The sequence below is a fragment of the Amycolatopsis sp. 505 genome, assembly GCF_031625235.1.
Taxonomy (GTDB): domain Bacteria; phylum Actinomycetota; class Actinomycetes; order Mycobacteriales; family Pseudonocardiaceae; genus Amycolatopsis.
Genome location: NZ_JACKQP010000018.1, coordinates 69,532 through 93,053, shown reverse-complemented (window position 1 = coordinate 93,053; position 23,522 = coordinate 69,532). Strand labels below are relative to the sequence as shown.

19 protein-coding genes are annotated in these 23,522 nt (G+C 72.9%); 12 read left to right on the top strand and 7 right to left on the bottom strand.

Features of this window, described 5'->3' with window-relative positions:
• Positions 1–94: 94 nt before the first annotated feature.
• Positions 95–4,021, top strand: a complete 3,927-nt coding sequence (gene eccCa, locus H5965_RS43625; protein ID WP_310977175.1) for a type VII secretion protein EccCa — start codon at positions 95–97, stop codon at positions 4,019–4,021.
• A 277-nt stretch (positions 4,022–4,298) separates the two neighbouring features.
• Here eccCa and H5965_RS43620 read toward each other — a convergent pair whose 3' ends face one another.
• Positions 4,299–4,454, bottom strand: coding sequence for a hypothetical protein (locus H5965_RS43620; RefSeq protein ID WP_310977174.1), 156 nt, complete (start codon positions 4,452–4,454; stop codon positions 4,299–4,301).
• A gap of 531 nt (positions 4,455–4,985) precedes the next feature.
• On the opposite strand from H5965_RS43620, the gene H5965_RS43615 reads away from it, so the two are divergent.
• The 5 genes from H5965_RS43615 (at position 4,986) to H5965_RS43595 (ending at position 11,840) form a co-directional block, all read left to right on the top strand.
• Positions 4,986–6,995, top strand: a complete 2,010-nt coding sequence (locus H5965_RS43615; protein ID WP_310977173.1) for a trypsin-like serine protease — start codon at positions 4,986–4,988, stop codon at positions 6,993–6,995.
• A gap of 62 nt (positions 6,996–7,057) precedes the next feature.
• Positions 7,058–8,608: a tachylectin-related carbohydrate-binding protein gene (locus H5965_RS43610; RefSeq protein ID WP_310977172.1), complete on the top strand. Its 1,551-nt coding sequence runs from the start codon at positions 7,058–7,060 to the stop codon at positions 8,606–8,608.
• A gap of 16 nt (positions 8,609–8,624) precedes the next feature.
• Complete coding sequence (locus H5965_RS43605; RefSeq protein WP_310977171.1) at positions 8,625–10,493, top strand: FG-GAP-like repeat-containing protein; 1,869 nt, start codon at positions 8,625–8,627, stop codon at positions 10,491–10,493.
• 138 nt (positions 10,494–10,631) lie between these two features.
• Positions 10,632–11,336 (top strand): S1 family peptidase, encoded by a 705-nt coding sequence (locus tag H5965_RS43600; protein WP_396137002.1) that lies wholly within the window; start codon positions 10,632–10,634, stop codon positions 11,334–11,336.
• Between the two features lie 60 nt (positions 11,337–11,396).
• On the top strand, positions 11,397–11,840 hold the full coding sequence (locus tag H5965_RS43595) for a YdeI/OmpD-associated family protein (protein WP_310977169.1): 444 nt from the start codon (positions 11,397–11,399) through the stop codon (positions 11,838–11,840).
• Here the strand turns inward: H5965_RS43595 and H5965_RS43590 are convergent, their stop codons facing one another.
• Both H5965_RS43590 and H5965_RS43585 read right to left on the bottom strand, forming a co-directional pair.
• Complete coding sequence (locus H5965_RS43590) at positions 11,841–13,247, bottom strand: AMP-binding protein (RefSeq protein WP_310977168.1); 1,407 nt, start codon at positions 13,245–13,247, stop codon at positions 11,841–11,843.
• Between the two features lie 31 nt (positions 13,248–13,278).
• The gene (locus H5965_RS43585; RefSeq protein WP_310977167.1) at positions 13,279–14,268 is read right to left on the bottom strand and encodes a hypothetical protein; all 990 of its coding nucleotides are present in this window, start codon (positions 14,266–14,268) and stop codon (positions 13,279–13,281) included.
• A gap of 217 nt (positions 14,269–14,485) precedes the next feature.
• Between H5965_RS43585 and H5965_RS43580 the strand changes: the two genes are divergently transcribed.
• The 6 genes from H5965_RS43580 (at position 14,486) to H5965_RS43555 (ending at position 18,550) form a co-directional block, all read left to right on the top strand.
• The gene (locus H5965_RS43580) at positions 14,486–14,830 is read left to right on the top strand and encodes a WXG100 family type VII secretion target (protein WP_152603733.1); all 345 of its coding nucleotides are present in this window, start codon (positions 14,486–14,488) and stop codon (positions 14,828–14,830) included.
• Between the two features lie 17 nt (positions 14,831–14,847).
• Positions 14,848–15,150 (top strand): hypothetical protein, encoded by a 303-nt coding sequence (locus H5965_RS43575; protein WP_003057455.1) that lies wholly within the window; start codon positions 14,848–14,850, stop codon positions 15,148–15,150.
• Between the two features lie 103 nt (positions 15,151–15,253).
• Complete coding sequence (locus tag H5965_RS43570) at positions 15,254–15,640, top strand: hypothetical protein (RefSeq protein WP_086847144.1); 387 nt, start codon at positions 15,254–15,256, stop codon at positions 15,638–15,640.
• On the top strand, positions 15,637–16,932 hold the full coding sequence (locus H5965_RS43565; protein ID WP_310977166.1) for a WXG100 family type VII secretion target: 1,296 nt from the start codon (positions 15,637–15,639) through the stop codon (positions 16,930–16,932). Before H5965_RS43570 ends, H5965_RS43565 begins: the two co-directional genes overlap by 4 nt.
• Entirely contained in the window at positions 16,932–18,200 is a 1,269-nt protein-coding gene (locus H5965_RS43560) for an alpha/beta hydrolase (RefSeq protein ID WP_310977165.1), read from the top strand. The genes H5965_RS43565 and H5965_RS43560 overlap by 1 nt, the downstream gene beginning before the upstream one ends.
• Positions 18,197–18,550: a hypothetical protein gene (locus H5965_RS43555; RefSeq protein WP_310977164.1), complete on the top strand. Its 354-nt coding sequence runs from the start codon at positions 18,197–18,199 to the stop codon at positions 18,548–18,550. Before H5965_RS43560 ends, H5965_RS43555 begins: the two co-directional genes overlap by 4 nt.
• A gap of 172 nt (positions 18,551–18,722) precedes the next feature.
• Here H5965_RS43555 and H5965_RS43550 read toward each other — a convergent pair whose 3' ends face one another.
• From H5965_RS43550 to nadA, 4 genes are all read right to left on the bottom strand, one after another.
• Positions 18,723–19,859: a S8 family serine peptidase gene (locus H5965_RS43550; protein ID WP_310977209.1), complete on the bottom strand. Its 1,137-nt coding sequence runs from the start codon at positions 19,857–19,859 to the stop codon at positions 18,723–18,725.
• A gap of 87 nt (positions 19,860–19,946) precedes the next feature.
• Positions 19,947–20,840: a carboxylating nicotinate-nucleotide diphosphorylase gene (gene nadC, locus H5965_RS43545; protein WP_310977163.1), complete on the bottom strand. Its 894-nt coding sequence runs from the start codon at positions 20,838–20,840 to the stop codon at positions 19,947–19,949.
• Entirely contained in the window at positions 20,837–22,480 is a 1,644-nt protein-coding gene (locus H5965_RS43540) for an L-aspartate oxidase (RefSeq protein ID WP_310977162.1), read from the bottom strand. Before H5965_RS43540 ends, nadC begins: the two co-directional genes overlap by 4 nt.
• Entirely contained in the window at positions 22,477–23,487 is a 1,011-nt protein-coding gene (gene nadA / locus H5965_RS43535) for a quinolinate synthase NadA (protein ID WP_310977161.1), read from the bottom strand. Before nadA ends, H5965_RS43540 begins: the two co-directional genes overlap by 4 nt.
• Between the last annotated feature and the right edge of the window lie 35 nt (positions 23,488–23,522).

Here is a 23,522-nt window from a genome sequence, read left to right as displayed (position 1 = left end):
GAAGCGGGCGGACGGCAAAAGTACCCACCGCGGTGTGTCGGCAAGTGGCCAAAATACCGGTCAGAGCCGCCCCGATCCGCTGGAGCATTGCTGCATGAGCCTCATCCCCGAGCGCCCGTCCGAGATCGTGCTGCAGTCGCCGCCGATGCTCCCGAAGAGCTCGTCCGGCGGCATGGTCCAGCTGATGATGTTCCTGCCGATGATGCTCGGCATGGGCGCGATGTCGTTCGTCTACATCGGACGCGACGGCGGCGTGATGACCTGGATCTTCGGCGCTCTCTTCATCTGCGCCATGGGCGGCATGGTGGTGATGTCGCTGGGCCGCGGCGGAATGGCGAAGAAGGCGCAGATCAACGACGAGCGCCGGGACTACCAGCGGTACCTCTCCGGGCTGCGCGCCCAGGTCCGCGAGATCGCCGACGGCCAGCGCGCGGCCATGGTCGCCGTCCAGCCCGACCCGGCCGACCTGTGGGCCTACGTCGAGACCGGGAAGCTGTGGGACCGGCGCCGCACCGAGCCGCAGTTCGCGCAGGTGCGCGCGGGCACCGGGCCGCAGCGGCTCGCGACGCCGCTGAAGGCGCCGCAGACCGTGCCGCTGGAAGACCTGGACCCGGTGTCCTCCACCAGCCTCAAGCACTTCATCCGCACCTACTCGACGGTGGACGGCCTGCCGGTCGCCCTGTCGCTGCGGTCGTTCGCCGCGGTCACCGTGGCCGGGCGGCGGCCGGCCGTGCTCGGCTTGGTGCGGGCGCTGCTGTGCCAGCTCGTCACCTTCCACTCCCCCGCGGACCTGCGGGTCGCGCTCTGCGTGTCGCCGGACCGGCAGCACGACTGGGAATGGGCGAAGTGGCTGCCGCACGCGACGGCGGCCGGGGCGGCCGACGCCGTCGGCTCGCGGCGGCTGGCCGCCGACACCGCGGCCGGGCTGGCCGAGCTGCTGGGCGCCGACCTGGGCGAACGGCCCGCGTTCAGCCGGCGCGCGGCGGCCGAGCTCGACCTGCCCCACCTCATCGTCCTGGTCGACGGCGGCAACGCCCACGGCGAGCCCCGGCTGATCGGCTCGGACGGGCGGCTCGGCGTCACGGTGCTCGAAGTCGGGCAGGAGCACCCGCGGACGTCGTCGTCCGAGAAGCTGCTGAGCCTGCACACCGCACCGGAGTCCCTCGGCATGGTCGTCGGCGAAGGCGGCGAGCAGCGGCTCGGCTTCCTCGGCCGCCCGGACGTCCTCGACCGCGGCGCCGCGGAAGCCCTCGCGCGGATGCTGACGCCGTTGCACACGCCCGCCGCGGTCGTCGGCGAGAAACCGATGTCCGCGACGTTCGGGCTGGCCGGGCTGCTCGGCATCGGCGACCCGCGCGACACCGACACGGCCGTGACGTGGGCCCCGCGGGCGGCCCGCGACCGGCTGCGGATCCCGCTGGGCGTGAACCCCGAGGGCCGTCCGGTCGAGCTGGACCTCAAGGAGTCGGCCGAGGGCGGCATGGGCCCGCACGGCCTGGTCATCGGCGCGACCGGGTCGGGCAAGAGCGAGCTGCTGCGGACGCTGGTGACGGCGCTGGCCGTGATGCACTCGTCGGAGACGCTCAACCTGGCGCTCATCGACTTCAAGGGCGGCGCGACCTTCGCCGGGATGACCGGGCTGCCGCACACGTGCGCCGTCATCACCAACCTCTCCGACGACCTCGCGCTGGTCGACCGGATGGCGGACGCGTTGAACGGCGAGCTGCTGCGGCGGCAGGAACTGCTGCACGCGGCCGGGAACTACGCGTCGGTGCGCGACTACGAGAAGGCCCGCGCGGACGGCGCGCCCCTGGACCCGCTGCCGTCGCTGCTGGTGATCATCGACGAGTTCAGCGAGCTGCTGTCCTCCCGGCCGGAGTTCATCGACCTGTTCGTCGCGATCGGCCGGCTCGGGCGGTCGCTCGGGATTCACCTGCTGCTGGCTTCGCAACGGCTGGAGGAGGGTCGCCTGCGCGGGCTCGACTCGCACCTGTCCTACCGGATCGGCCTGCGGACGTTCTCCGCCGCGGAAAGCCGCGCGGTGCTGGGCGTCGCGGACGCCTACCACCTGCCGCCGGTGCCCGGGTCGGCGTACCTGAAGTCCGACACCGAAACGCTGATCCGGCTCAAGGCGGCCTACGTCTCCGGGGAACTGCCGCCGCGCAGCACGGTCGTGCGCGAGGACGGTCAAGAGCTCGGCGTGCTGCCGTTTTCCCTGGCGCCGGTGGAAATCCCGGTGACGACCGAGGTGTCCGCGGCTCCTGCGGAGGGCGGTACCGGCGAGACGATCATCGGCGCGATGCTGTCGCGCCTGGAGGGCCGCGGCCCGGCGGCGCACCAGATCTGGCTGCCGCCGCTGGCCGAACCCCCGACGCTGGACCAGCTGCTGCCGCCGCTCGGCGAAGACGCGGCGCGCGGCCTGTGCCCGCTCGGCTGGGGCGGCAACGGCAAGCTGACGATCCCGGTGGCGCTGGTGGACAAGCCGTTCGAGCAGCGCCGCGACCTGCACTGGGCCGACTTCTCCGGCGCGGCCGGGCACGCGCTGATCGTCGGCGCGCCGCAGAGCGGGAAGTCGACGCTGATGAAGGACATCGCGGGCATGCTCGCGCTGACGCACACCCCGGCCGAGGTGCAGCTGTTCGTGCTGGACATGGGCGGTGGCGCGCTGGCGCCGATCGCCGGGCTGCCGCACGTGTCGGGGTACGCGACCCGCCGGGACGCGCAGCGCTGCCGCCGGGTGGTGGCCGAGCTGACGACGTTGCTGGAGCAGCGCGAGGAGTTCTTCGCGGCGCAGGGGATCGAGTCGATGGCGGCGTTCCGCGCCCGCCGGTCCGAGTTCACCGAGAGCACGGACGAGCGCGAGTTCGGCGACGTCTTCCTGTTCGTGGACAACTGGACCACGATCCGCCAGGAGTACGAGCAGCTGGAGGAGCAGATCACCGGCCTGGCCGCGCGCGGGCTCGGCTTCGGCATCCACGTGATCGTCTCGCTCAACCAGTGGATCGGCGTCCGCGCCCAGCTGCGCGACGCCATCGGCACCCGTTTCGAGCTGCGCCTGGGCGACCCGATGGACTCCTCGATCGACCGCAAGGTGGCGGCCAACGTCCCCGCGGACCGCCCGGGCCGCGGCATCACGGCGGAGAAGCTCCACTTCCTGGCGGCGTTGCCCCGCATCGACTCCGACCAGCGCCCGGACACGATCGGCGCCGGCGGCGTCGACCTGGTGCGGCGGATTTCCGAGGCGTGGCAGGGGCCGCGCGCGCCGCAGGTCCGGCTGCTGCCGCCGGAGGTGCCCCTGGACGAGTTGCCCGCGGCTCCGTCGCGCCAGGTCACGCTGGGGATCGCGGAATCGACGTTGCGCCCGGTGTACCTGGACTTCGCGGCGGACCCGCACTTCGTCGCGTTCGGCGATGTGGAGTCGGGCAAGTCGTCACTGCTGCGAGCGATCGCCACCGGAATCACGTCGGCGTACACGCCGGAGGAAGCGGCGATCATCGTGGCGGACTACCGCCGCGGTCTCCTCGGCGCGGTGGCCGAGCCGCACCTGCTGGGGTACGCGGGAGCGGAAGGCAAGCTCACGGACCTGATCGCGGAGTGCGCGCAGGCGATGCGCAACCGCCTGCCGGGGCCGTCCGTGACGCCGGAGCAGCTGCGGAACCGCTCGTGGTGGCGCGGGCCGGAGCTGTTCGTCCTGGTGGACGACTACGAGCTGGTGGCGACGGTGGGCCGCAACCCGTTGCAGCCGTTGCTGGAGTTCCTGCCGCAGGCCCGCGACATCGGCCTGCACCTGGTGATCGTGCGTGGGTCGGGCGGGGCCGGCAGGGCGTTGTTCGAGCCGGTGCTGCAACGGCTGCGCGAGCTGGGTTCGCCGGGGCTGATCATGTCGGGGACGAAGGACGAAGGCGCGTTGCTGGCGGACGTGAAGCCGTCACCCCAGCCGCCGGGCCGGGGAACGCTGGTATCGCGGCGGCACGGGACCGGGCTGGTCCAGGTGGCGTGGACGAAACCGGCGGAGTCCTGAGCACCCGGGTGGAGCCCAGCGCGCGGGCCCGGTGGTCTCGGCGGCGAAGTGGTAGTAGCAGATCGCCCGGTGCTCGCCCGCGGCCCAGTTCGCCGACGTCGGCGTCATGACCTGCACGCGGACGTCGGGGACCGCGCGGGCGTCGGCTTCGCAGCGGGCCAGGGTGTCCCGGTAGAGCTCGAGGATGTCGGGCATCGGGCCCTCGCCCAGCGGGAGCACCTCGAACGCCTCACCGGTGTGCTTCTCCGCGCACCTGGGTGGCCGTCCGCTGCTGCCATCACGCCGTCCCGGTGCCGATCCGGTACGCGAGCACGCCCGTCCAGGCGGTGAAGGCGATGAGGCCGAAGACGGGCGCGAGGAGGCCGCCGAGGAGCCCCGGAGACGAGCGTGGCGACGGCGTACCGGCTGATCGGCTGCTGCCGGAGTTCGGCACGCAACAGCTCGTCGAAGAGCTCGGGGTCGTGCTGTGGTGCTGTCATCACTCCGGGCCCGCAAGGGCAAGAATTGCGACACGCCGAAAAAGCGTGCGGAAATGAAATCGAACTCCCCTCTTCCCCGCCGCCGCAGCGACAGGCTTTCACACACTAACCCACCACACTGGCAAGCCGGAATGTGAGGCACATCACGGCCCATACCGGTAATATCCGGAGTTTGCTGTCGATGGGACCACGGGGCGGATCAACGCCCCATGGGGGCCTGACCTGCGCGGCTGCGACCACCGTCACGGCGGTTGCGACGTTCGGCGTCTGGACAGGCGGGGAGGGATCGACTAGGGGAGGAAACACCGGTCGGGGGGCCGGCTGGCGCGCGGGGAAATCCATTCCCCATGATGCGCCGTTTTTCCGCTGAGCGGGACACGTCTGAAACCACCGATTCGCCATTCCGCGAACCCATTCATCGAGGGCGCACCCACCGGGGAGAAAGCCGCCCTGATCTGTTCCGCACACGAGGGGAGAACACCCGCATGTCCATCCGTCCCAGGGCCGTGGCCATCACCACGGCCTTGCTGGCCGCCGGGCTGCTGACCACCGGTCCCGCCGAAGCCGTTTCCGGCGGGACCGCCGCCGCGCCGGGGGCCTATCCGTACGCCGCGAAACTGACCGCCGACGGGCGCGCCTGCGGTGGGGCACTCGTCGCGCCCGACCTCGTCCTCACCGCCGCCGGCTGCTTCCCCGAGAACCCGCAGGGCGGGGTACCCGCCAAGGCGACCACCGCCACCATCGGGCGGACCAGCCTGAGCGGCACCGGCGGGCACGTCGTGGGAGTCACGAACGTCGTCGTCCGGGCCGACCGGGACGTCGCGCTCGCCCGGCTCGCCACGCCCCTCACCGACATCGCTCCCCTGCCGCTCAGCACCATCCCGGCCGGCTCCGGCGGCGGCGACGAAACGTTCAGCCTGGCCGGCTACGGCCGCACCGAAAGCGAATGGGTGCCCGACACGCTGCACGTCGGCACGTTCAAGGCCGCGTCCTCGACGGCGACCACCCTGACGCTGACCGGCACGAACGGCACCGACGCCTGCAAGGGCGACGCCGGCGCGCCCGTCTTCCGCGACGCCGGCGGCCGCACCGACGTCCTCGCGGTGACCAGCACCTCGTGGCAGCACGGCTGCTTCGGGGAAACCACCACCCGCCAGGGCACCGTGGCCGCCCGCATCGACGACATCGCCGGCTGGATCCGCCAGCAGGCGCTGGCCCCGGTCGCCAAGGCCGTCGGCCACTCGATCACGCTGACCTGGCACGCGGTGGCCGGCAGCATCGGCTACCGCGTCTACGCCGCGGCCACCCCGGACGTGCCCGTGGACAGCGCGCACCTGCTCGGCAGCGTCGGCGGCACGTCGTACACGCACACCGGCCTGCCCGCCAAGCAGACCCGCTACTACCGGGTCGTCGTCGCGACGGCCGACGGCTGGACGAGCACGCCGACCGACGTCGTCTCGGCGACCACCCCGGTCTCGGCGGGCAACGACTTCACCGGCGACGGCAAGGACGACACCGGCGCGGGCTACGACCTCAAGAACGCGCGTACCGGCGTGTACGTCTGGCCGACGAGCGCGGACGGCGGCGTGGGTGCCCCGCAGCTGAAGTGGAACGCCGACGGCTGGGAGGCCGCCAAGGCCCGCTGGGTCACCGGCGACTTCAACGGCGACGGCCGCACCGACTTCGGCGCCTTCTACGACTACCTCGACGGCGGCTCGAACCTGTTCCTCTGGTACGCCAACGCTTCCGGCGGGTTCGACAGCCAGGGCATCAAGTGGAGCGGCGCCTTCCGGCCGCTCAACGCCCGGTTCACCACGGGCGACTTCGACGGCGACGGCCGCACGGACATCGCGGCCGCCTACGACAACGGCAGCGCCGACCTGAGCATGCTGACCTGGCACGCGACGGCGTCCGGCTTCGACGCCCCGGTCACGCAGTGGCGCACCGGGCCGGGCAACTGGAACCTCGCCCAGTCGAGCTGGCGGGGCGGCGACTTCAACGGTGACGGCCGGGCCGACCTGGCCGCCTTCTACGACTACCGCGACAACTCCGCGAACCTGTTCCTCTGGTACGGCAACGCTTCCGGCGGGTTCGACGCGCAGAACGTCAAGTGGAACGGCGGCATCCCGTCCGGCAAGGCGAAGTTCGTCTCCGGCGACTTCGACGGTGACGGGCGCACGGACCTCGGCGCCGCGATCGACCTCGGCGGCGCGAACCTGACGTTCCGCACCTGGCACGGCACCGCCACCGGCGTCGACGCGCCGGTCACGCAGTGGACGACCGGGACCGGGGTCTGGAACCTCGCCCAGTCGCAGTGGACCACCGCCGACCACGACGGGGACGGCCGCACGGACCTGGTCGCCTCCTACGACTACGGCGGCTCGAACACGAACCTGTTCCGCTGGCACGCCAACGCCTCCGGCGGGTTCGACTCCGAAGGCGTCAAGTGGAGCAGCAACGGCACGTTCAACGCCGCCCAGTCGACCTTGTTCTGACCGTGCCACCGGTGGCGGCGTCCCGCCGGGGCGCCGCCACCGCACCCACCGAGGGGAAACCGATGCACCCACGCGGCCGGACCCGGCTCACCGCGCTGTCCGTCACCCTGCTCGCCGGCGGTCTGCTGACCGCGACCCCCGCCGAGGCGCTGTCCGGCGGCACGGTGGTGCCCGTCGGCACCCACCCGTTCCTCGCCCGGATCGCCACCCCGGCGAAGGCCTGCTCGGGCGCGCTGATCGACCCGTCCTGGATCCTCACTTCCGCGACCTGCCTGACCGCGGGCAGCGCGGGCGCCCCGACCGAAGCCGCGACCGTCGTGGTCGGCGACGTCGACCTGGGCACCGGCGCCGGGTTCACCGCGAAGCTGACGAAGGTCGTGCGCCGCACCGACCGGGACGTCGTGCTGGCGAAGCTGGAGAAGCCGGCGACCGGCGTCCAGCCGATCGCCCTGGGCACCACCGCGCCGCAGGCCGGGGACACCCTGCAGGTGGCCGGGTTCGGCCGGACCGCCACCGAGTGGGTGCCCGCGCGGCCGCGTGTCGCGCCGTTCACCGTGTCGGGCGTCAACGGCGCCACCGTGACGGTGTCGTCGGCCGACGGCACCGACACCTGCAAGGGCGACGCCGGCGGTCCCGCGTTCCGCCTGGCGGGCGGCACCGCCCAGCTGGTGGCGCTGAGCAGCACGTCGTGGCAGCACGGCTGCCTGGACGTCACCGAGACCCGCTCCGGCGGCACCGAAACCCGCGTCGACGACCTCGCCGGGTGGATCCGCGACACCACCGTGCCGACGCCGGTTTCGTGCCCGGAGGGTGCGGCGATCTGGACCGCCCGCGCCGACGGCAGCCTCTGGCGCTACGTCCACCTCGGCCCGGCCGACGGCGCGGTCAGCTGGTCGCAGCCGAGCAGCGCGATCGGCTGGGGCTGGGACGGCCGCACCCTGGCCGGCAAGGGCGGCGTCATCTGGGACATCCACCGCAACCACGGCTCGGGCGACCAGTTCGCCTCCGGTGCCCTGAAGCGCTGGACGTACTCGACGGTCACCGGCTGGAGCGGCGGCGGCCAGGTCGGCAACGGCTGGGACCGCTACCTCACCGACGAGTACCAGCGCCGGATCACCGTCGACGAGAAGAACCGCATCTTCATGATCGACGACCAGGGCCGGCTGAAGTACTACCTCTGGAACGACACGACGGGCTCGTGGGTCAACGGCGCCGGCGACGTCCTGGACACCGGCTGGTCCCGCTTCGACTCGATCACCGCGGCCGGCGACGGCGTGCTGTACGCGCGCAAGCCGAGCGGCGAGATGTTCCGCTTCGAGTACGACTTCACGGCCTCGGCGTGGGCGGACAAGGACCGCGCGGTCGGCGTCGGCTGGCAGATGTTCAGCGAGGTCTTCTCGCCGGGCGGCGACATCCTGTACGGCCGCGGCAGCACCGGCACCAGCCCGTTCGACGGCCGGACCGGCCCGGTCCTGCGCTGGTACCGGTACTCGGCCAACACCGACACGTGGGCGCCCTCCGGCCCCGACCACATGGGCGTGACGATCGGCTCGGGCTGGAACACCGAGATCCACGTGACCGCCGCCCCCGACTCCTGCAAGCTCGCCGGCTGACCGAGGAGAAGAGCCGATGAAGAGGATGACAGCGGTTTCGGCCGCCCTGCTCGCCGCGACCGCGGCCGGCATCGTCCCCGCGGCCGCGGTTCCCGGCCCCACGGCGGTGAACTTCGGCTTCGCGGCCAAGCTCACCGCCGAGGGCCGCGCCTGCAGCGGCGCGCTCGTCGAACCCACGCTCGTCCTCACCGCGGCGAGCTGCTTCCCCGAGAACCCGCCGGCGACGCCCGTCAGCGTCACCGTCGGGACGCACACCGCCAAGGTGCTCACGGTGCTCCCGCGCACCGACCGCGACGTCGCACTCGCCCGGATCGACACCACGATCACCGACGTCCCGACGCTCAAGCTCGCCGCGACGGCCGGCGTGCCCGGTGCGTCGGACGAGCTCTCGCTGCTCGGCTGGGGCCGGACGGACACCGAGTGGGTGCCGAACGAGGCCCACGTCGGCAAGTTCACCGTCTCGGCGTCCACCGCGACGACCCTGTCGCTGACCGGAGCCGCCGACGCCTGCAAGGGCGACGCCGGTGCGCCGGTCTTCCGCGCGGACGGCACCCTCGCCGGGGTGGCCGGGACGTCCTGGCAGCACGGCTGCTTCGGCGAGACGGAAACCCGCCAGGGCACGACCGCCGCCCGGGCCGACGACCTGCGCGACTGGATCCGTGGCCAGGCCATCATCGCCACGGCCAAGGCGGTCGGCCACGGCGTGACACTGTCCTGGACCCCGCTCACCGCTTCCGACGACGTGACGTACTCGATCTACGCCAGTTCGAACGGTCCCGTCGTGATCAGCGCCGAACAGCTCGTCGGCACCACCAAGGCGAGCACGTTCCTCCACTCGGCCACGGCCCGCAAGACGTGGAACTACCTGGTCGTCGCGAACGGCGCCGCGAGCCCGCAGTTCACCGCCACCACCCGCGGGCGCTCGGCCGGTGACTTCACCGGCGACGGCAAGGACGACATCGCCACCTTCACCCGGGCGAACGGCGCGGACGTCTTCGTGTCGGCGTCGGACGGCACCAGGTTCACCGGCACGTCGCAGCTGTGGCACGACTCGTTCGGCATCGGCTCGGAGATCCCGCTGAGCGGGGACTTCAACGGGGACGGCAAGGTCGACGTCGCCACGTTCACCCGCGGCTCGCTCGGCGACGTCTACGTCGCGCTGTCGGACGGCACCAAGTTCACCGGCAACGGCGTCAAGTGGCACGACAACTTCGCCTACAACAACGAAGTTCCCGCGGTCGGCGACTTCAACGGTGACGGCAAGGACGACATCGCCGTGTTCACCCTCGGCGGCCCCGCGGACGTCTACGTCGCGTTGTCGGACGGCACCAAGTTCGTCGGCGACGGGGTCAAGTGGCACGACCACTTCGGCATCGACAGCGAACTGCCCGCCGTCGGGGACTTCAACGGCGACGGCAAGGACGACCTCGCCGTCTTCACCCGCGGCACGACCGGCGACGTCTACGTCGCGCTCTCGGACGGCACCAAGTTCGTCGGCAACAGCGTCAAGTGGCACGACAACTTCGCCTACAACAGCGAGGTCCCGGCGATCGGCGACTTCGACGGCGACGGCAAGGACGACCTCGCGGTGTTCACCCGCGGCAGCATCGCCGACGTCTACGTGGCGTTGTCGGACGGCACGAAGTTCACCGGCAACGGCGTCCGCTGGCACGACAACTTCGGCTACAACGACGAGATCCCCGGCGTCGGCGACTTCAACGGTGACGGCAAAGCCGACATCGTGGTCTTCACCCGCGCGAGCAGCGCCGACGTGTACGTCTCCCTTTCGGACGGCACCAAGTTCACCGGCAACAGCATCAAGTGGCACGACAACTTCGCCTACAACAGCGAAGTGCCCGTGCCACGGGCGATCACCATCCTGTAGGCGGCGGACCCGCCCCCGGCGTCCCGGGGGCGGGTTACCGACTTCGGTAGGTTCCGAAAATCCTTCACGGCTCTTACGTTGGGCCGGTCGTCCCGTTCGGGGCGGATATCCGGATCACCTGGGCCGAAGGGCATTTTCATGCGAATGTCGAGGGCTTTGGCCGCGGTCGGCGCGGCCGCCGCGGCGCTGGGCGTGGTCTCGGCGGGAGTCGCGGACGCACAGCAGGACATCATCGGCGGGACCACGGTCTCCTCCGCGCCGTGGGGCGCCCAGATCTACTGGAACAACGTCACCACCTACGGCGGGTTCGAGTGCTCGGGGACGATCATCGCCCCGCAGTGGGTGCTCACCGCCCGGCACTGCCTCAACTCGCCCGGCATGCACGTCAAGGTCGGCAACGTGGCCCTCCAGCAGGGCACGAACGCCGCCGTCGACCAGCAGAAGGCCTCCCCGAACGGGGACGTCGCGCTGCTGCACCTGTCGACCGCGGTCAGCACGACGTACATGAAGCTCGGCACCGGCAATCCGCCGACCGGGTCGACCAACCAGATCTACGGCTGGGGCCGCACGCAGGGCAGCAGCCCGCCGTCGAGCACCCTGAAGACGGCCAACGTGCGCGTGACCGGCCTGAGCTCGGACGCCTACGGCGGCACGGCGATCGCGAGCCAGGGCGTCACCGGCTCGGCGTGGCACGGCGACTCGGGCGGCCCGCAGCTCTACAACGGCCTCCAGGTCGGCGTGTGCTCGACGGGCAGCAACTCCGGTTCCAACACCCAGGGCACGCAGAACTACGCGAGCATCGCCTCCAGCCGCAGCTGGATCCGCACGACGACCGGCGTCTGAGCCGGCGGACCGTGGGCCGGCCGTCCCGCCCGGGCGGCCGGCCCACGGCATACTCGGGGCATGAAGTTCCGCACCCGGGTCCTGCTCGGCGGCAAGACCGCGACCGGCCTGCCCGTTCCCGCCGACGTCGTCGAGGCGCTCGGCGCCGGCAAGAAGCCCGCGGTCACCGTGACGCTCGGCGGCCACACGTACCGCACCACCGTCGCCAGCCGCGGCGGGCAGTTCCTGGTGCCGCTGAGCGCGGAGAACCGGGGGCAGGCCGGGGTCGCCGCCGGGGACGACGTCGAGGTCGAAATCGCCCTCGACACCGCGCCCCGCGAACTCGAGATCCCCGCCGACCTGGCGGAGGCGCTCGCCGCCGACGAGGCCGCCCGGACCCGGTTCGAGAGCCTGTCCTACAGCGCGAAACAGCGGTTCGTGCTGCCGATCGGCCAGGCGAAGACCGAGGAGACCCGGCAGCGGCGGGTCGCCAAGGTCATCACGGACCTGCGCGCCGGGAAGTAGTCAGTCCGCAATGGACGCCCGCAGCGCCGCCTTGTCCGGCTTCCCGGACGGTGCCACGGGAACTTTCCCCACGAAGCTGAACCGCGCCGGCACCGCCGCCTCCCCCAGCTCGGCCGCCACCGCCTTTCGCACCTCGTCCAGGTCCGGCGTGCGGCCCGGCGCCGGGACCACGAACGCGTGCGCCGCCTCCCCGGTCAGCGCGTCCGGGACCGCGACCACGTACGCCTGATCGACGTCCGGGCACGCCGCGATCGCCCGCTCGATCGGGCCGGTGTAGTGGATGATCGCGTTCACGATCACCACGTCCCGCGCGCGGCCGGACAGGTGCAGGTAGCCCTCGGCGTCCACGAACCCCAGGTCCTGGGTGCGCACCCAGCCGTCGCTCAGCACCTCGGCGGTGGTCACGTCGTCACGCCAGTACCCCGAGAAGGCCGACGGCGTCCGCACCCACACCTCACCCTCCCGGACCGCGATTTCGACCGTGTCGCAGGCCTTCCCGACCGAACCGGCCCCCTCGTCCGCCCGGCAGATGGTCAGCATCCCGGTCTCGGTCTGGCCGTAGGCGTGGTGCATCGCGGGCCCGATCCGCTCGGCCGCCTCGGCGAGCGTGTGCGGCGGCACCGGCGACCCGGCCACGATCAGCGTCCGCAGCGCGCTCAGGTCGACGTCTTCGGTCCGCAGCACGTCCAGCATCCGGTGCAGCCGCGGCACGGTCGTCAGCGCCGCCGTGATGCCCAGCCGCGGGAGCACCCCCGGGAAGTCGGGCAGCGCCTCGGGGATCACCGCCGTGCCGCCCGCGAACAGGCAGACCCCCAGCTGTTCGACCATCACCGCGCTGGCGAGGGATCCGAACAGCAGGTACCGGGCGAACCCCGTCCCCAGCCGCTCGTGCGCCGAGCCGGGCACCGGCGGCTGCCACACGCGGCCTTCGGTCAGGGCGCGGTAGCTGTAGGCCACCCCCTTCGGGAGGCCGGTGCTGCCGCTGGTGAACACGACCGTCGCGATGTCGTCCGGCCGCCCCTGCGGCACCGGCTCGACCGGGGACGTCCGCAGCAGCGATGCCACCGGCAGCATCGGAACCCCGGCCTCCCACGGATCGTCGGCGACCACCGCGGCGACGTCCCCGAGGATGTGCCGCAGCTGCGCCTCCGGCAGCCCGGCCCGCACGGCGACCGCGCGGGCGCCGAGGACGTGCACCGCGACCAGGGCCGCGAACCCCTCCGGGGTGACGGCGGTGGCCAGCCCGACGCCGTCGCCCGGCCCGAGCCCGGCCGCCCGCAGGCCCGCGGTGCACCGGCCGATCAGGTCCCGCAGCTCGCCCCGGGTGGTCACCCGCGGCCCGTGTTCGAACGCGGGGACCTCCGGAGCACGCTCCAGCTCGTCCAGCAGTGCCTGCGGGTGGACCATCGCGAACCGCCTCTCGCCCGGGTGTCCCGGTCTACCGGGCGGATCTCAGAATTTCGGCAGAGACGACCGCCTCCCGCGGGAGCGACCGCAGCGACAGCGTGCCCGCGACGGCGACCGCCGCGATCAGGCCGGTGGCCGCGGCCAGCGTCCAGAAGTCCGGGTGGACGATCGACTGGCCGCGCTCGGCCTGCCAGGTGAGCAGCCCGATCAGCCCCAGGTAGCCCGCGCCCGCGGTCCGGACCAGCCGGCGGCGGACGACGTCGGATTCGAGCACCCGGTACCGGCGGGCCAGCAGGAGCAGCCCGAACGCGGCCAGCGGCAGCACCTGCAGCGCGTGGATGCCGACGAAGTGCGGGATCCGCAGGTCCCCGCCGACCGTGCTCCAGCCGACCACCGGCAGCCCGGGGCCGCCGTCGTCGACACCGACCGAGTGGGCGCCGAACGTCGAGTACCTGCCGGTCGCCTCGAGCGTCGCCTGCTGCGCCGGCGTCGGCGAGAACATCAGCGTCGCGACGTACATCCCGACCACCGCCAGGCCGGTGCCCCAGCGCAGCGCCGAGCGCAGCGCGCGGTCCGGGATGCGCTGGAACAGCAGCACGACGGCGACGGCGGCGGTCATCGACCACGCCGTGTAGGCGCCGCCCGCGACGACGTTGTTGATCGCGGCGTCCATCGGCGTGGACTGGTTGAAGTGCAGCGTCCGGCCGCGGACGACGATCTGCCACACCAGCAGCACGAAGTCGAGGCCGATGCCGACGGCGAACAGCGTGCCGAACCACCAGCCGGTCCGGCGGGCGCGGCGCACGTGCGTCAGCAGCCAGGCCAGCGTCAGCGCGTACAGCCCGATCGACACGGAGAACTTGAAGGGCTTGAGCCAGATCGGCGCGTTGACCAGCGTGCGATCATCGAAGAGGAGCCCGAGCAGCGAGACCGCGCACAGCACCCCCATCGCCCCGGCGAGCACCACCAGCGGGCGGTGCCACGAGCGGAGCGTGACCAGCGGATTTCCCTTGTCTGCCATGGTCTCGAGCGTGCCGCGGAAGCGGTGGGGAAACACTGGAGCGCACCACCGGACCGGGGTGGGGAGCGCCCTACCCCCACTCGCGTGGGTAATAGTGCCGTCACCGCGACCGGCAGTTGTGCCGTTTGACCACACTGGCCTCTTTTCTAGCGTGACTTTCACACCGCGCGGACCACCGCGCCAGGGGTATTCGCTTCAGGAAGGAGGTGGCCCGTCGATGTCCAGTCCGGGATTCCAGGCAGATTCCGCTGCCATGACGCGCGCCGTCCAGGGTTTCGAGGAAACCGCGACGAACGCCAAGTCCACGATGGCCAGCTTGGAGTCCGAGCTGACCGAGGCGCTGCGCAACTACAAGGGTGACCAGGCCGTGGCCTTCTGGGACCTCCAGCGCCGGCTGCAGGAAAAGATGTCCGCCGCGGTGAAGGAGCTCGACACGATGTCGCAGCTCGTGCACACCAGCCACGCGAACTACGGCCGCGGCGACGCCGACGTCCACCAGAGCTTCCAGGGGGTCGGCAACACCCTCGAGGGCTCGGGCGTGCTCCCCCGCCTCAACCCCTGACCGAGAGGACGCCCACCATGGCCGACGTCGTCGAAATCAACTTCGCCGCGCTGCAGCACAGCTCGGCATCCCTGGCCGCCAAGGCCAAGGCGCTCACCTCGCAGCTGGAGCAGCTGCACCAGAACCTGCAGCCGATCACCGCGACCTGGTACGCCTCCGGCAGCTCCGCCGGTGACGCCGCCCGCCAGGCGGAGACCCGCCTGCGCCAGGCCACCGCGGACATCGTCGCGATCATCGCGCAGTTCGGCGGGAAGGTCGGCGAGGCGCACGACCTCCAGCAGTCGCTGGAAAACCGCAACCAGGGACTGTTCGCGGGCTGACCCGCGCCCCAGACGTCGGTCGGCCGGTGCGGGAAACCCCCCGCTCGCACCGGCCGACCGGCTTTCCCCATGTCAGCCCCATCGCGCCAGAGAGCCGGGACCGATGCCAGACCAGTCGTACTACGTCCACCTGGAATCGCTGAAGGACTTCGTGCGGGAGCTGGAGACCCAGATCCACGCGATGTCGAAACCGAACGACTTCCTGCTGACCCTCGGCGAGGAACCGCTGCTGTTCGGCGAGTTCGGCGAGGCGGGGTCGCTGGCCGACGCCCACCGCGCCGCCGTCTCGGAGATGCAGGGCCTGCTCGACCAGGTCCGCAGCGCGATCGGGTTCGCCCAGGACGTCACCACCACGGTCGCCGACGGGTACCAGCACGCCGACCAGTCGGTCGCCGGGGACCTGCACGCTTCGGGTGCCGTCACCGGCCTGCTCGACCCGGTCCTGGGCCTGCTGGGCGGCGGAGACACGGACGGGAGCCGCAAGGGATGACGAACACCGCGCACACGAACTTCGCCGCGTACAGCCACCAGCAGCTGTACGCGATGCTGCAGGCCGGCGACCCCAACAGCGCGCGGCACGCCGCCGACAAGTGGAAGTCCGCCGCGCTGCACCTGCACGAGCAGGCCCACAACCTCAACGCGGAGCTCACCGAGTTCAAGGACCAGTGGACCGGTGGCGCGGCCGACCAGTACCAGCGGATGATCATCGACCTCGCGAACGGCATCTCGAAGGTGGCGCAGACCGCGGAGGCGATGAACGTGACGCTCGGGGACGCCGCCGACGCGCTGGTCAAGGCCAAGAAGGAGATGCCGCCGCCGGTTTCGGTGCCGGACGTCGCCCCGGCCGACGTCGCGCTCGCGGTGAACCCGCCGCTGCTGCCGCCGGACGCCTCCCCCGCGGTCGTGCAGGCCGCGGCGCAGCAGCGTCAGCAGGCCATCGCCAACGTCGAAGCGCAGCAGGCCGCCGCGAACGCCGCGGGCTCGGCCCACGGCCGGGCGATCGTCGTGATGACCCAGCTCGCCGGCGAGTACACCGCCGCGGAGGAGTCGATCCCGGCGTCGCCGAACGCCGTCCAGACGCCGCCGGTGCCGCCGGCCGGCGGGAGTGCGGGCAGTGCCGGTTCGCCGGGGCTCGTCGGCAACGGCATGACCGGGGGCGGCGTCGTCGTGACCCCCACCGACGGGCACCCGCTGCCCGGTGGCGGGACGACGACCCAGCCGGGGACGACCGTGCCGACGTCGAACCCGCTGTTCGGCGACATGTTCACCGCCGGGCTCGCCGCCGCTTCGGCGGCCGCGTTCGGCCGGTTCGGGTCGATCATGCCGAAGGTGCCGTCGTGGGCGAGCGGCAAGGACCCCAAGGACGGCAAGGAGGAACCACCGGGCACGAAGCTCGGCGGGGGCGGGGCCGGCGTCGAAGGCGGTGCCGGGGGCGGCATCCCGATCGGCGGCGGGGACGCGCCTTCGCTCGGCGGCGGCGGGGTCCCGGTCGGCGGCGGGCTCACCGGTCCCGGCGAAGTCCCGGCGGCGCACTCCGGCCTGGCCGGCGACGGCGGCGCGGGCAACGCGCTGAGCGGCCTCGCGGGTGGCGCGGCCGGGGCCGCGGCGGCGTCGGCGGCCAAGGGCGCGATGCCGATGATGCCCATGATGCCGATGGGCATGGGCGGCGGCGGGGACATGGGCTCCGGGCGCCGGATCCCGGCATGGCTGGTGGAGACGGAGAACGTCTGGGGCCAGTCGGCCCCGGTCGCGCCGCCGGTCATCGGCGAAGACAGCGTCTGATGGCGGCGGCGGGCTACCGCGTCGCCCCGGCGCGCCTCGACACCGAGGCGGGCGAGTCCGGCTCGCGTGCGGACGCGTTGGGTGCGGCGCAGGCGGCGGTGGCGGGCGAGAAGCTGCCCGCCGCCGCGTTCGGCCAGGTCAGCGAGTCGGCCGCCGCGGCCAAGACGTTCGAGAAGACCATGACCGAGCTGGGCGCGAAGCTCGAGTCGAGCGTGTCCCGGCTGCGGACGATCCAAAGTGGACTCACCGCGTGTGCCGCCGGCTACCGGCGCACCGACGCGCAGGTCGCCGCGATGTACCGGGCGCTCATGCCGGAGGATCCGTTGCCCCGCGCGGGAAATCCCGCCGGCATCGGCGGCTCGGCGGACACCGGGACGTGGGCGCACGCGATCGCGGACAACCGCGTCAAGGTCACCGACGCGCTGACGGCCGAGCGGTTGCGGCTGGCCGCGTCGACCGACGCCGGGGACATCGCGCGGTCGCAGGCGCGGATCAAGCTGTACGAGGACATCCTGGCGAACAACCGGCAGATCCTCCGGTTCGACCCCTCGGGCAACGGCCGGATCGCCGAGCTCGTCGGGCACATCGAGCCGGGGACGCGGAACGTCGGGCTGTTCGTCCCCGGCGTCAACACGCAGATGGCGAACTTCGACGCCTACGCCGGTCTCGGCCGGAGCCTGGTGGCCGCGGACCCGTCCGGGCGCACGGCGGTCGTCGTCTGGGCCGACGGGGTGTTTCCGCAGGGCCCGGTGGCGCAGGGACCGGACGCGGCGTACGCCCAGGCGATGGCGCCGGACCTGAAGGGTTTCGCCGACGACCTGCGCGGCGAGATCGCGAGCCACGCGGGTTCCGGCGTCACGCTGACCGCGATCGGGCACAGCTACGGCGGCGCGACGGTCGGGCTGGCGGAGACGCACGGCCTCGACGTCGACCGCGTCCTGCACGTCGAGTCGGCGGGCATGGGCCACGGCGTGTGGTCGCCGGCCGACCTGCCGGCGAGCCAGGCGGGCGTCCAGCGGTTCTCGATGACGGCCCCGCTCGACCCGATCGTGGTGGCGCAGGGCAACGCGTGGGGCCTGGAGTGGACCGGCATCGGCCACGGCGCGGACCCCGACGTCTTCCCCGGCGTGACGGAGCTGCCGACCGGCAACGACGCGTCCGGTGCGGCACTCTGGGGCGTGTCATCCCACAACGACGTGCTGAAGCCGGGTTCCGATTCGTGGACGAACATGTACCGCGTGCTCACCTCGGGCGGTGACGTCCGATGACGCCGGAACTGACCCGCCTGGCGGCCGAGCTGACCACGGTGATCGACGACGTCGCGGCGGCCTTCGGCGGCCCCGCGGACCCGACGCTCTCGGGCGAGCTCGACTGCGACCCCACCACCCCGGGCCACCTGCTGTGCTGGCAGTACGGCGTCCGCGTCGACCACCCGGCCGCCCCGGAAACCACCCTGACGACGCTCCTCCCGGCGTTGCGCCGCGACGGCTGGGAATCCCACGACCGCAGCACCCCCCGCGAGCAGATCACCCGCTTCACCCGCGACGGCGCCGACTTCACCATCCACATCGCCGGCCCGGTGACGATCATCGGCTCCACCCGCCCAGTCCCCGCCTGACGCCGTGTCGTCCCTTCAATCACGCGTGTCGACCCCCCAATCACGCGAGTTGACCCTCCAATCACGCGAATCCCGGCCGCGGATCACGCCAGCCGACCGGCCAAGCCCGTGATCCGAGGGTCGACACGCGTGATTGAACAGTCGACACGTGTGATTGGGGGGTCGACACGGCCTACGGGGTGAAGCGGGTGGGGCGCCAGCCTCGGCGGCGGGCTCGGCGGACCGCCGCCACCGTCACGCCGGCGGCCGCGGCGAAGGCGACCCCGGCCAGGGCGATCGTGCCCGCCGGGACGTCGGAGCGGCGGGGCGCGGGGGCCGCGGCCGGGACCACCATCGGCGAGGAAGCGGACGGAAGAACCGAGCCCGGCGGCGGGACGTCGGCCGGCAGGGTCGAGGACACCGCCGCGTAGGCGTCCATGACTCCCCAGCCCAGCCGCGGGTCGTGGCCACCGGACGGCGGCCGGTGGGCCGTCAGCGTCAGCCGGGTCACGACCTGGTCGCCCGACAGCGCCGGGTGGTACGCCCGCACCAGGGCCGCGACCCCGGCGACGTACGCCGCCGCGAGGCCCGGGTCGGTCACCGGCCAGCGGTGCGCCACCGCGCCGCCCGCCCCCGCCGACGTGCTCACCAGCTCCGCTCCCGGCGCCGCGACGCCGACGTAGTCCCCCGCTTCCGTCTGCACCGGCTCCCCCGCGGGGTTCACCGAGCCGACCGCCAGGACTCCGGACGTCGCCGTCGGGTACGTCCGCGCGCCCTGCTGGGTCGCCGACGCCGCCGAGACGACCACCGCGCCTTCCGCACGCGCCCGCGCGACCGCCCCCGACAACGCCGGGCTGTCGACCGCCGCGGGCACCGCGACCAGGATCACGCTCGCGCGCCGGTCCACGGCCCGGTCGATCCCGTCGGCCAGCTCGGCCGGGTCACCGCCGTCGCCGGTGGTGTAGCGGATCGGCAGCAGCCGCACGCCGGGGGCGACCCCCGCGAACGTCGTCGCCGGATCGGGCTGGGCGCCGACGATCCCGGCCGCGATCGTGCCGCGGCCGTCGCAGTCCGTGCGCTCGGTGCCGGGGCCGCCTTCGAGCTGGCCGGGCGCGAACTGCGTGTTCTGCCCGTCGACGCCGGTGCCGATCACGGCCACCAGCTGGCCGTCGCCGCGCGTCAGCGGCCACAGCCGCGCCGGGTCGACCAGGCGCTGGCCCCACGGGACGTCACCGGCGTAGGTGCCGGACGGGTTCGCACACCCCTGCGCCGAGGCGGCCGGCGCACCGAAGACGCCCGACGCCGCCACAAGGCCCGCCACCGCAAGCACCGCCGGTAACCGCACCCGCACCCCCGAACCGAAAGACGGTGGCGGAAAAGGGATTCCGCCACCGCCAGTCTAGCCCGGACGACCGCCTCAGCGAAGGTCCATGCCGAGATCCAGTGCCGGCGAGGAATGGGTCAGCCCGCCCACCGACAGATAGTCCACACCGGACAGTGCGTAGGCCTTACCACGGTCGAGGGTCAGTCCACCAGAGGATTCCAGCCGCGTCTTCGGCGAGACTTCGTCGCGGCGCGCGACCGCCCGGCGGCACTGCTCGGGTGTGAAGTTGTCCAGCAGCACCTCGTCCGCCCCGGCGGCCAGCGCTTCCTCCAGCTGCGCGAGGGTGTCGACCTCGACCTCGCAGGCCAGTTCCGGGGCGTGCGCCCGGGCCGCGGCCAGCGCCGCCGTCACCGAACCCGCGGCGACGACGTGGTTGTCCTTGATCAGCACCGCGTCGCCGAGGCCCAGCCGGTGGTTGACCCCGCCGCCGCAGCGGACGGCGTACTTCTGCAGCAGCCGCAGTCCCGGCAACGTCTTGCGGGAGTCCCGGATCGCGCACGCCGTACCGTCCACTTCGGACACCCAGGCGGCGGTCGCGGTGGCGACGCCGGAGAGGTGGCACAGCAGGTTCAGCGCCGTGCGCTCGGCGGTGAGCAGCCCGCGCACCGGCCCGGCCAGCACGAGCGCCGGCTCCCCCGCGACCAGCCGGTCGCCGTCTTCGCGCCGAGCGAGCACCTCGTACCCGTCGCCCAGGACCATGTCGAACACGGCGAGCGCGACCGGCAGCCCGGCCACGACGCCGTCGACGCGCGGGGTCAGCTCGGCGACCGCGGTCGCGTCGGCCGGCACCGTCGACGCCGTCGTCGCGTCCGGCCCGTACCGCAGGTCTTCGCCCAGCGCCGTGGAAACCACGCGCTCGACGTCGTCGACGTCGAGCCCCGCGGCCGCGATCAGGCGGCGGACGGGTTCGGAGATCGGGAACGTCATGCCACGCCTTCCAGGGGGATCGGGTCGGCCAGCACGGGCTGGCCGGACGGGCTGAGCCGGATGAGCTGGCTGCGTCGACGGCCGTCGTCGCGCGCCGGGAAGTCGGTGCGCACGTGACAGCCCCGCGACTCGGTGCGCCGGACGGCCGCGGCGAGCAGCGCCTGCGCCACCACGGTCAGCGCCGCGTCCTCGACCGCCGCGTGCGTCCACAACGGAGTGTCCGAAATCGACAGATCGAGCACCGAGCCGGCGGCCGCCAAGCCGTCGGCGTCCCGGCCGATCGCCGCGTACCGGCTCATCACGCGCTGCAGGGAGTCGCGGTCCGCGGCCGGCGCGGTAGTCCACGAAGGCAGCCGCCCCCGCGAAGGATCGGCCAGCAGCCCGGCCGCGAGGTCCGCCGCGACGGCCTCGGCGACCCGCTGCCCGACGACCAGGCCTTCGAGCAAGCTGTTGGACGCCAACCGGTTCGCGCCGTGCAGACCCGTTCGCGCGACCTCGCCGGCCGCGTAGAGCCCGGCCACCGAAGAGCGTCCGTCCACAGTGGTCACGATGCCGCCACAGGAGAAGTGCGCCGCCGGGGTGACCGGGATCGGGTCCACGGCCGGGTCGAGACCCAGCGCCGCGCACGCCGCGAAGACGGTCGGGAACCGCTGCGCGAAGCCCGCGATGCCGGTCGCGTCGAGGAAGACGTGGTCGTCGACGCCGCCGGGCGCGGTCCCCATCCGCCGGGTGATCGCCGCCGAGACGACGTCCCGCGGCGCGAGGTCGCCGAGCGGGTGCACGCCCCGCATGACCGGCAGCCCGGCGCCGTCGACCAGCGTCGCACCCTCGCCGCGCACGGCCTCGGTGACCAGCGGGCAGCGGCCGCGCGCGCCCGGGGTGTAGAGCACCGTCGGGTGGAACTGCACGAACTCGATGTCCGCCACGGTCGCGCCGGCCCGCAGCGCGAGGGCGAGCCCGTCGCCGGTGGCGATCTCCGGGTTCGACGTCGCCTGGTAGAGCTGCCCGAGCCCGCCGCTGGCCACGAGCACGGCCGCGGCGCGGACGACGCCGGGCACGCCGTGGCGGTCGAGCACCGTCACCCCGGCGACCCGGCCGCCGGGCGTGCGCAGCGCGTCGACGGCGATGTGGTGCTCCAGCACCGGCACCCCGACCTGCCCGGCCTGCGCGACCAGCGCGCGTTCGACCTCGGCGCCGGTCGCGTCGCCGCCCGCGTGGATCACGCGGAACGCGCTGTGCCCGCCTTCGCGGCCCCGCGCGAGCAGCCCGGAGGCCGCGACGTCGAACCGCGCGCCGTCCGCCCGCAGCCGGGCGACCGCGGCCGGGCCGCCGTCGATGATCGAGCGCACCGCCGGCTCGTCGCACAGGCCGGCGCCCGCGGTCAGCGTGTCCTCGGCGTGCTTGGCGGCCGAGTCGTCGAGGTCGTGCTGGTCTTCCAGGACGACGGCGACGCCTCCCTGGGCCCAGCGCGTGTTGCCGTCCGCGACGGCGGCCTTGGTGATCACCAGGACGTGCAGCCCGAGGGCCTGCGCGCGCAGCGCCGCGGTCAGCCCCGCGACACCGCTGCCGATCACGACCAGGTCGGCACGAGCTTCCCAAACCGGGGTTTTCGCCCGTGGGTCATTAACCGGCGTGGTCATTCGCCGCCGCCGGGCTGCCCGATCTCGATCATCCGCTGCACCGAAGCGCGGGCCTTGGCGGCGGTTTCGACGTCGACGTGCACCTCGTCGAGGCCGTCACGCAGGCACCGCAGCAGCGCGGCGGGCGTGATCATCTTCATGTACCGGCAGGACGCGCGGTCGTTCACCGCGCGGAAGTCGATGTCCGGCGCGGCCTTGCGGAGCTGGTGGATCATGCCGATCTCGGTGGCCACCAGGACGGTCTTGGCCTTGGTGTCGCGGGCCTCGTGGACCATGTCGCCGGTGGAGAGGATCTTGACCCGGTCCGGCGCCACGGCGCCCTCGCCGGCCAGGTAGAGCGCCGAGGTCGCGCAGCCGCACTCGGGGTGGATGAACAGGTCGGCGTCCGGCTCCTCGGCCGCGCGCTCGGCCAGCTCGGCGCCGTTGATGCCGGCGTGGACGTGGCACTCCCCGGCCCAGACGTGCATGTTCTCCCGGCCGGTGACGCGCTTGACGTGCGCGCCGAGGAACTGGTCCGGCAGGAAGAGAACTTCCTGGTCAGCGGGGATGGAGGCGACGACGTCGACCGCGTTCGAGGACGTGCAGCAGATGTCGGTCTCGGCCTTGACCTCGGCCGTGGTGTTGACGTAGGAGACGACCACCGCGCCCGGGTGCTCGGCCTTCCAGGCCCGCAGCTCGGCGCCGGTGATGGAATCGGCCAGCGAGCAGCCGGCCCGCGCGTCCGGGATCAGGACGGTCTTTTCCGGCGAGAGGATCTTCGCGGTCTCGGCCATGAAGTGCACGCCGCAGAAGACGATGGTGGAGGCGTCGCTGCTCGCCGCGATGCGGCTGAGGGCGAGGGAGTCGCCGGTGTGGTCGGCGATGTCCTGGATCTCCGGGACCTGGTAGTTGTGCGCGAGCAGGACCGCGTCACGCTGCTTCGCCAGGCGCCGCACCTCCTCCGCCCAGGCCGCGTTCGCCTCGACCCCGCCGTAGGGGGTGAGGTCCTGTTCGAGCGTCGAAGTCATGGTTGGCCCTCCTGGACCTGTCTCCGGTTTTCGCC